The following is an 8816-nucleotide window of genomic DNA, read 5'->3' on the forward strand; positions in this document are numbered from 1 at the left end:
TATGATCTGCTCCTCGGTAAATCTGCTGCGCTTCATCGTCGTCCTCCTTCATGAAGGACTCTAGCTCAGACTGGCGGAGTTTCAGGGGAGCACGTCACCTCCGCCGACAAACGCGGCAACCTTGTCGTTTGCTTTGAGGTTGCCGATGATGACGACGCGCGTAATCGGGTCCGAGGATCGTTCCTCACAACTTAGCCTGACCTAGAGGCATTCCGGTTGAAAATTGCCAAGCTAATGGACAACGAGATCGAAGAAGCGGTGCTGACGGGAAGGTGATGTCTGCTTCCCACCCAATCCCAGCCGATCAGCGCCGTTTTTCGGCCCGCCGAAACCCGCCGCTCGTTGACGAACCGCTTTTCGGCGCGATCTGGGCCGATAACAGCCAACACGGCGTAACGCGGTCAAAGGGCAGCTATGCTAAGATTCCAGCCAAAAGCTGCCGGGGTGCTACCCCCCATTCGATGCTGCTGCGGGCGTCATCTCACCTGGGACCAAGCGTCAGATTTTAAATAATTGGACAGATAACGCTCGCATCCCTGATTCCGTGTAGGCTGACAGGGTTCACGAAACCCTTCGTCCTGATGCCTATCTGATACCTAAAAAGAAAGAAGCCGGACAATAAAGTCCGACTTCCTTGATAAGTCTTTGAAGAGGTGGTGCACCCGGAGCGATTCGAACGCCCGGCCCTCAGATTCGTAGTCTGATGCTCTATCCAGCTGAGCTACGGGTGCACAGAGCGCATGCCCATAGAGAGCCGTTTCGCGATGCGCAAGCCCGTTGCGCCGATGGCAGTGGCAGCATAGAGCAATTGCCATGAACCGAGCCCCCCTGCGCCCCGGCCCAACCGCGCTTGCCATCGCGCTGACGGCACTATCGGGCTGCGTCGCGCCGACCCAGCGTTACCCGTCGCTTTTGCCCCGCGCGATCGAAAAGCAACCGGCGATCGTGACCGTGCCGGCTGATCCGTCGGCTGCCGTGATTCCCCCTGATCCGGCAATCGATACAGAAATCGCCCGGCTAACGCAGGCATTGGCGACGGTCGCCGATGCGTTTACCACCGCAACCACCCGCGCGACCAACGCGGTGCAGGCCGCGAAGGGAGCCGCGATCGGCAGCGAGGCATGGCTGTCAGCGCAATCGGCGCTGTCTGGGCTGGATACGCTGCGATCGCAAAGTCTGTCGGCGCTGTCGGATCTCGACCGGCTGGCCATCGATCGTGCCACGGCAAGTCAGCCCCCCTACCCCGCGCTCACCGCCGCCCGCGCCAAGGCCGAGGTACAGTTGACGGCCGAACAGGCGACCGTCGATTCGCTGCAAGGGCAGGTTGCGGCCTTCTGAGCCTCCGGATTGTATTTACCTACCGATCCGTTCGCCCTGAGCGAAGTCGAAGGGCAAGCGCGGCGCACGGGCTTCGACTTCGCCCAGCCTGAACGGGTGGTGGGCCGTTCGACCTACCTATGTTAGCCTTGGCCGCTCGCCACCAATCACTTCAACAGCGGCAAAATCGTCGAATAATCGTCGGTCCAGGGCGTGAAGCCCCGGCGCGGATTGAGCGGTTGCCAGCTTCCGCCACGCGACTTCAGCTGTGCGATCACCGCCTTGTCCCGTGAAAGCGCGACCCAAGCCGATACCGTCTCGCCTTCCGGCGCTTTGGGGCCGGGTCGATAGAGCAATTTCACCGCTGACCAGCCCCCTGCCGTCGCTGCCGCCGCCACGACAGGCTCGAGATCGAGGAACCGGTTCGAAATATGGACGAGCAACAGGCCGTTCGGCGCCAGCACACGATCGTAGCTGGCAAAGGCTTCGCGCGTCATCAGGTGCATCGGCACCGAATCTGACGAAAACGCATCCAGCGCCAGCAAATCAAGGCTATCGGCAGATTGTGTCGCCAGATTGAGCCGCGCATCGCCGATCACAATCGTCGGATCGGGCAGGCACCGCGACAGGAAACTGAACTGGCCGGTATCGCGCGCAATCCGCACCATCGCCGGATCGATTTCGTAAAGGCGCCAATCCTGGCCGGGATGCGCATAGCAGGCGAGCGTCCCCGCCCCCAGCCCAACCACGCCAACGCGCGCGCGCTGGCCGTAGAACTCGGGAAGTGCCCGCATGGCCTGGCCGATGCCTGATCCCGGAACATAATAGGCTGTCGGCATCCTCTCGCGTTCGGGCGAGCCGATCAACTGGGTGCCGTGGACCGTGGTGCCGTGCGATAATTGCCGAACGCGATCATTCCCGCCGACCGTGTAGATCCCGAAATAGCTGCGCGTGCGGGCATCGCCTTGCCAGCTGATCATCGCTGCCTGGAAACCGCCAAAGATTACCAGCGCACCGCTCAATAAGATCGCAAAGGGCCATCGCCGCCCCAGAACGACCAACCCCAACGCGACAATAACCGCAAAGGCGGCACCGCGCCCCTGCCCGGCCTGGAACGCCGCCACATCACGCGTCGCCGTCACGATCAGCAGGCCGACCGCCAGCGCCACCGCCAATGTCATGATCCGCTGACGCTGGGCATCGCCCCGCCACAAAAAGGCGAGCGGGGCGATCACCAGTTCCTGTGGCGCCAGCAGCCCGGCTGCAATCACCAACAACGGATATTCCCAGGTCCAGTCAAACAGCACGGGCGCCACCAGCGCTGCAAACACCCCACCCAGCGCGCCGCCCAGCGACATCGCCAGATAAAAGCCGGTCAGCCGATCAGCCGCAGGCCGCTGGCGGTACATTGTCGTGTGCAGGCAGACCGAAATCGTGAACAGCAGCGTGAGCGCCACGCCGGCGTTGAAATACGGCATCCCCTGAAACCCGCCGACCATCACCCCCCCAAACAACAGGATCTGGAGCGGGGCAAAGCGGGTGATGGCATCGGCCAGCACGCGATTGGCAGCAAAAGCGATCGAAAAGCTGAGCAGATACAGCCCGAGCGGGATCACCCAGAGCAGCGGCATCGCGACGATGTCCGTCGTGATATAGGTCGTCGTCGCCAGCATCATCCCCGAAGGGACGAAGGCGAGAAGGATCCAGTGGCCGATCGTCCGCGTGGCCGGCGCAGGGCTGGTAGGCACCGTGACGGCCACCGCCTTCTCTCCACAGGGCAGCGCAAGCGCACAGGAGATGACGAGCACCGCCACGAGCGCATAACCCGCGCTCCACACCGCGCTTTGAGCATCGAGTGCGAGCCCGGGCTCAACGAGCAATGGATAAGCGATCAGTCCGCCGAAACTGCCGAGATTGGACGCGGCATAGAGCGCATAGGGGTCCCGCCCCGGATGCGCGGCACTGAACCAGCGCTGGAGCAACGGGGCCTGCGCGGAAATGGCGAAGAACAAGGGCCCGATCGACAGGCCGAGCAGCCACGGCACCCACAAAGCCGGTTGCGCATCGGCGGGCAGATCCATCGCGATCAGCCCTATCGGCAGCCACAAGGCGGCGATGGCGAGCACGCTGACGTGGACCAGTGCCTGCGCGCGCACTGGGATTCGCCCCAGCGCATGCGCATAGGCATAGCCGCCAAGCAGCAGCGCCTGATAGACCAGCATGGCCGAGTTCCACACCGCGGGCGCGCCGCCAAGCCGGGGCAGCGCCATCCGCGCCACCATCGGCTGGACCAGAAACAGCAGGAAGGAACCGGCAAGGATCGCGACCGCAAAGATCAACGGTGTCGACATGCGCGTGCTGCTGGCGGCGGTAATCTTACCCTCGTACATGGCCCGGCCCTCGATCGCGTCGCGCTGGCGACGCCCGTCGAGAGTCATCTGGGAATTTGGTTAACAAAAGGTCGATTGGCAGGGCGATTGATGCCGTAAACGATGTGCGGCTTCAGCGGATCGCCGTCCGGCACATCAGGGTGATCGAAATCCAGCTGCGCCAGCCGCTGCATCCCCAGCCGCTCCATCAACCCCCAACTCGCGATGTTTGCCGGCACCGTCATCGCATAAACGGTGTTCGCCGCCAGGTTTTGCCATGCCCAGTCGAGGCTTGCGACCGCAGCCTCCCGTGCATAGCCCTGCCGCCAATAGGGAACTGCAAGGCGCCAGCCGATTTCAATCGCGTCGGCAATCGGCGTCCCAGCAGGACCCGGTTTCAGGCCGCAAAAGCCAAGAAACGCGCCATCCGTGCGGTGCTGCAGCGCCCAGAAACAATAGCCATAAGCCGACTGAAGCGCGATCAGCCGATCGACCGTCGCATCGCTTTCTTCGCGCGACTGCGGTGGACCAAGGAACCGGCGAACTGCTTCATCTTGCCCCATCGCCGCAAACGGCGCGCGGTCGCTCTCCTGCCATGGCCGGATGATCAGGCGTTCGGTTTCGATCATGGCCGATCGATTGCATAGGTCACGATCGGACGAAGCGGATCACTCTCGGCGATCAGCGGATGATCGAAATTGCCCCCAGCCAGCCGGTGCATGCCCAGCCGTTCCATCAGACGCTGGCTTTTGAGATTGATCGCCGAGGTGATCGCCACAATCCGCGGTGCATCGATATGATGCCAACCCCAGCCGATCGCCGCGGTCATCGCTTCAAAGGCATATCCATGCCGCCAGTAAGGCCGCGCGATGATCCACCCCGCCTCGACCTCGCCGGCAATCGGGTTATGTGCATCGCCGCGCTTCAGCCCGCAAAAGCCGAGCACCGCGCCGTCATCACGGCGCTCGACGGTACAAAAGCCCAGCCCTTCGTGGCGATACAGATCATGCTTGGCGAGCACGGCATCGCTCTCTGCTTCATCCTTTACCGGGCCAAGTTCCGCCATAACCTCGGGATCGGCCCACATCGCATGCAGCGCAGCGCGGTCGCGCGGTTCTGGCAGGCGAAGGATCAACCGCTCAGTCTCGATCATCGGCGCGCGTCGTTCAGCCGCCCATCAGCCGCGCAGCGTGGAGCGCATGATAGGTTAGCACCCCCGAACAGCCCGCACGCTTGAACGCCATCAGCGTTTCCAGCACCATCGGGTCACGCTCGGCAGAACCAGCGGCAACAGCGGCCTCGATCATCGCATATTCACCTGAAACTTGATAAGCGAATACAGGGACTTCGAATGCATTCTTTACCCGAACGATGATGTCGAGATAGGGCAAGCCCGGCTTCACCATCACGCTATCCGCGCCCTCCTGCAGATCAAGCGCCACCTCCCGCAGCGCCTCTTCGGCATTGGCGGGGTCCATCTGGTAGGTTTTCTTGTCGCCCTTCAGCAGCCCGCGACTGCCCACGGCATCGCGAAACGGGCCGTAAAAAGCACTCGCATATTTGGCGGCATAGGACATGATCTGAACGTTGACATGGCCCTCCTCCTCCAGCGCATCGCGGATCAGGCCGATGCGCCCGTCCATCATGTCACTGGGCGCAATGATGTCTGCGCCAGCCGCCGCCTGGTTGAGCGCTTGGGCGACTAGTACCTCTGCCGTGTCGTCGTTCAGTACATAGCCCTGCATGTCGACCAGGCCATCATGGCCATGCGCGGTATAGGGATCCAGCGCCACATCGGTCAGAACGCCGATATCGGGCACGGCGTCCTTGATCGCGCCAATCGCCCGGCACATCAGGTTATCCGGGTTCAGCGCCTCGCGCCCATCCTCGGTCCGCAGCGCGCGCGGCGTGTTGGGGAACAGCGCAACGCACGCAATGCCCGCGTCCCGCGCGTCCTTCGCCCGCGCGACAATACCGTCAACCGACCAGCGCGACACGCCGGGCAGGCTCGCAATCGGTTCCTCCACGCCCTCTCCATCCGCGATGAACAGCGGCCAGATGAGATCCGCCGGAGTCAGGATCGTTTCAGCATGGAGACGACGGCTCCAGGGGGCCGAACGGGTGCGACGCAGGCGAAGCGCGGGATAGGATGCGGTCATGCAACGATCTGTGCTGGATTGCACCGATGGGGGCAAGAGTTTTACCCGGTGGGGTGCATCGCTCCAGCCGGATCAGCAACCGTTTGAGCGACGGGTGTCTGCGCGGGCGGCGTAGCCCCATGGCTCGCGTGATCGCGGTGGGGAACCGCCATCGATTGCTTGCGCCAGTCGCCATAACGATAGAACAGCCCGGCCATCACCACCGTCGCGATCGACCCGACCGGGAATGACCACCAGAGCGCATCCTCCCCAAGCAGCGGCCGCGAGAAAAGCGCAAAGCCAATCCGCAGCGGAAACATCGCGATGAACAGGATCAGCAGCGGCCCCAGCACCGCGCCGTTTGCCCGCACCACGCCGAAGAACACCATCGTCATCCCGAACAAGATGAACCCCCAGGTCGCGATTAGCTGGATATGCCGGGCGATCGGCAGCGCGGGGCTTTGCCCGCCCAGGAACAGCGCCATGACCGCCCGATCGAAGATCAGCAACAGCACGACCATCGCCCCGGTGATCGCCAGATTGATCACCAGCCCCGATCCGGTGATCCGTTCCACCCGATCCCATTTGCCCGCGCCGATATTCTGCGCCGCCATCGCGCTGACGGCAGCGCCGATCGCCATGGCCGGCATCTGGACATAGGCCCAGAGCTGGAGCGTCACGCCGAAGGCAGCGCTAGTATCAACGCCCTCGCGGTTCACCAGCCCCATCATTGTCAGCCCGGCGACCGCGATGACGATCATTTGCGCGCCGATCGGCAAACCCTTGCTCACGAGCATCCAGACGACATCACGGCTGGGGAGCAGATACCCCAGCTCTGGGCCGCGCAGCCGCAGCGTCAGATCGCGGGCATAGATATAGCCGATCAACGCCGCCAGCGCGCCGATATTGGCGATGAGCGTTGCCAATGCCGAGCCTGCAATCCCCATGGCCGGGATCGGCCCAAGCCCGAGAATGAACAGCGGATTGAGCCCTGCATCGAGTGCCGAGGCGAGCAGCCCGAACCACAGGGGCGTCATGGCGTCCCCCGTGCCGCGCAGCCCCATCGTGATCAGCACGAGCATCATCGAAAAGGGCAGCGACAGGAAGATGATGCGCAAATAGGTGAGCGCGAGCGGGAAGGCATCGCCCGGCGTCGCGAGCCAGCCCAGGATCTGCGGCGCGAGGATCCAGCCCAGCGTGGCGACGACGATCGCCGATCCGAACACCAGCCCGACGGCGGACCCGAACGCCTGACGCGCGCCATCGACATCGCGACGACCAAAGCTCTGCCCGACCAGGATCGTCGCCGCCATGCCGAAGCCGAACACGGCGGCGAACAGCAGGAACATGATGTTGTTGGCGTTGGACGTCGCCGCGAGCGCGCTCTCCCCCAGAAACCGCCCCACCCAGATCGCGTTGATCGATCCGTTGAGCGACTGCAGAATGTTGGTCGCGAGCGTGGGCAGCGCGAAGACGAGCAGGGTCTTGCCGATCGGACCGGTCGTAAGGTCACGACCGCCGCGGGATGAGGGAGGCTGGGCCATCAGCCCAACCGCGCCAGCGCCGCCGCAAGCCGCTCCGCCTCGGCCGATTTTTCGGCGTGATCGGCGCGGGCCTTCTCGATCGCCTCGGGCTTGGCGCGCTCGACAAAGCTCGGGTTGTTGAGGCGCGCGGCGAGGGAGTCGCGCTCCTTCTCAGCCGCGGCAATGCCCTTGGTCAGGCGGGCGCGTTCAGCGTCGAGATCGATCACGCCTTCGAGCGGCAACACGAAGGTCGCTTCATCGACCACGATTTGCGCCGCACCACCCGCCGGTGCATCGCCCGCGACATGATCGACCCGCGCTAAACGCGCCACCACTGCGCTCTGTCGATCGAGCCGAGCCGCCGTATCCGGCGACATTTCACGACCGTGCATCGCCATCCGCGTGCCAGGGCTGATGCCCAGTTCGTTGCGCGCCGCGCGAACCTCGCTCACCAGCTTGATCAACCAGTCGATTTCCCGGCTCGCCTCAGCATCGATCGCGCTTGCTTCGGCAACAGGCCATTTCGCCACGATCAGCTCGTACTCGCGTTCACCCATTTTCGACCAAAGCTCTTCGGTGATGAAGGGCATGAACGGGTGGAGCAGGACGAGGATCTGATCGAGCACCCAGCCTGCAACGGCGCGGGTTTCGTCGGCGTCGGGGCCGGTCGCGGGGGCGTCCATCTGGCCGAGGACGGGCTTGATGAGTTCGAGATACCAGTCGCAGAACTGGCTCCAGCCGAACTGGTAGATCGCGTTCGCCGCGCCATCAAAGCGCAGGTCCGCCAGCGCCGCGTCGACTGCCTGCACGGTGCGGATCGTCTCACCGATGATCCATTTGTTGACCGCGAGTGTGGCGGGAGGCGGCACGATGGAGGTGCTTGCGACGATGCCGTTGCCTTGCGCGAACCGCGCGGCATTCCACAGCTTGGTGGCGAAGTTGCGGTATCCCTCGACCCGCTTCTCATCCATCTTGATGTCGCGGCCCTGGCTTTCCATCGCCGCCATGAAGAAGCGGAGTGCGTCCGCGCCGTACTTGTCGATCAGGCCGAGCGGATCGACCGTATTGCCCTTCGACTTGGACATTTTCGCGCCATCCGCCGCGCGGACAAGGCCGTGCAGGTACAGCTTGCGAAACGGCACATCGCCCATGAAGTGCATCCCCTGCATCATCATGCGGGCGTCCCAGAAGAACAGGATGTCGAAGCCTGAAATGAGGACGTCGTTCGGGTAGCGGCCGTTGAGCGTCAAATCCCCCCCGGCACGGGGGGGGGAACCGTCGAAAGGACGGTGGGGGGGGCTCTCCACAAGCGCTGCGCTATGGGGCGCCCCCCCTCCACCATTTGCCGGAAGAGGCAAATGGTCCCCCTCCCCTTGCAGGGGAGGATTTTCAGGCCAGCCCATCGTCGCGAACGGCCAGAGCGCGGAGGAGAACCAGGTGTCGAGGACGTCTGGGTCGCGGCGAAGAAA

7 protein-coding genes and 1 tRNA gene are annotated in these 8816 nt (G+C 63.6%); 1 reads left to right on the forward strand and 7 read right to left on the reverse strand.

Annotation, left to right across the window (positions count from 1 at the left end; genetic code table 11):
- Positions 1 to 654: 654 nt before the first annotated feature.
- Positions 655 to 731: transfer RNA gene (locus tag B7Y49_RS14260), tRNA-Arg, on the reverse strand.
- 82 nt (positions 732 to 813) lie between these two features.
- Here B7Y49_RS14260 and B7Y49_RS14265 point away from each other — a divergent pair.
- Entirely contained in the window at positions 814 to 1338 is a 525-nt protein-coding gene (locus B7Y49_RS14265) for a hypothetical protein (RefSeq protein ID WP_374128271.1), read from the forward strand.
- Between the two features lie 146 nt (positions 1339 to 1484).
- Here the strand turns inward: B7Y49_RS14265 and B7Y49_RS14270 are convergent, their stop codons facing one another.
- The 6 genes from B7Y49_RS14270 to B7Y49_RS14295 all read right to left on the reverse strand — a co-directional run.
- Positions 1485 to 3668, reverse strand: coding sequence for a spermidine synthase (locus tag B7Y49_RS14270; protein WP_374128277.1), 2184 nt, complete (start codon positions 3666 to 3668; stop codon positions 1485 to 1487).
- An 83-nt stretch (positions 3669 to 3751) separates the two neighbouring features.
- A complete protein-coding gene (locus B7Y49_RS14275; RefSeq protein ID WP_374128272.1) occupies positions 3752 to 4315 on the reverse strand; it encodes a GNAT family N-acetyltransferase in 564 nt (187 codons plus the stop codon).
- On the reverse strand, positions 4312 to 4839 hold the full coding sequence (locus tag B7Y49_RS14280; protein ID WP_374128273.1) for a GNAT family N-acetyltransferase: 528 nt from the start codon (positions 4837 to 4839) through the stop codon (positions 4312 to 4314). The genes B7Y49_RS14275 and B7Y49_RS14280 overlap by 4 nt, the downstream gene beginning before the upstream one ends.
- 13 nt (positions 4840 to 4852) lie before the next feature.
- Positions 4853 to 5845, reverse strand: coding sequence for a porphobilinogen synthase (gene hemB, locus B7Y49_RS14285; RefSeq protein ID WP_374128274.1), 993 nt, complete (start codon positions 5843 to 5845; stop codon positions 4853 to 4855).
- A 41-nt stretch (positions 5846 to 5886) separates the two neighbouring features.
- Positions 5887 to 7368: an MATE family efflux transporter gene (locus B7Y49_RS14290; protein ID WP_374128275.1), complete on the reverse strand. Its 1482-nt coding sequence runs from the start codon at positions 7366 to 7368 to the stop codon at positions 5887 to 5889.
- Positions 7368 to 8816: class I tRNA ligase family protein (locus B7Y49_RS14295; RefSeq protein ID WP_374128276.1), on the reverse strand; the 1449-nt coding region annotated here is incomplete at its 5' end. The genes B7Y49_RS14290 and B7Y49_RS14295, both read right to left, overlap by 1 nt.

Origin of the sequence: Sphingomonas sp. 28-62-11 (assembly GCF_002278865.1) — a bacterium.
GTDB lineage: Bacteria > Pseudomonadota > Alphaproteobacteria > Sphingomonadales > Sphingomonadaceae > Sphingomonas.

Excerpts from the sequence above, each read along its gene's own strand:
- B7Y49_RS14265 (WP_374128271.1), top strand. The coding sequence starts at position 814 with ATGAACCGAGCCCCCCTGCGCCCCGGCCCAACCGCGCTTGCCATCGCG.
- B7Y49_RS14270 (WP_374128277.1), bottom strand. The coding sequence starts at position 3,668 with ATGTCGACACCGTTGATCTTTGCGGTCGCGATCCTTGCCGGTTCCTTC.
- B7Y49_RS14275 (WP_374128272.1), bottom strand. The coding sequence starts at position 4,315 with ATGATCGAAACCGAACGCCTGATCATCCGGCCATGGCAGGAGAGCGAC.
- B7Y49_RS14280 (WP_374128273.1), bottom strand. The coding sequence starts at position 4,839 with ATGATCGAGACTGAGCGGTTGATCCTTCGCCTGCCAGAACCGCGCGAC.
- hemB (WP_374128274.1), bottom strand. The coding sequence starts at position 5,845 with ATGACCGCATCCTATCCCGCGCTTCGCCTGCGTCGCACCCGTTCGGCC.
- B7Y49_RS14290 (WP_374128275.1), bottom strand. The coding sequence starts at position 7,368 with ATGGCCCAGCCTCCCTCATCCCGCGGCGGTCGTGACCTTACGACCGGT.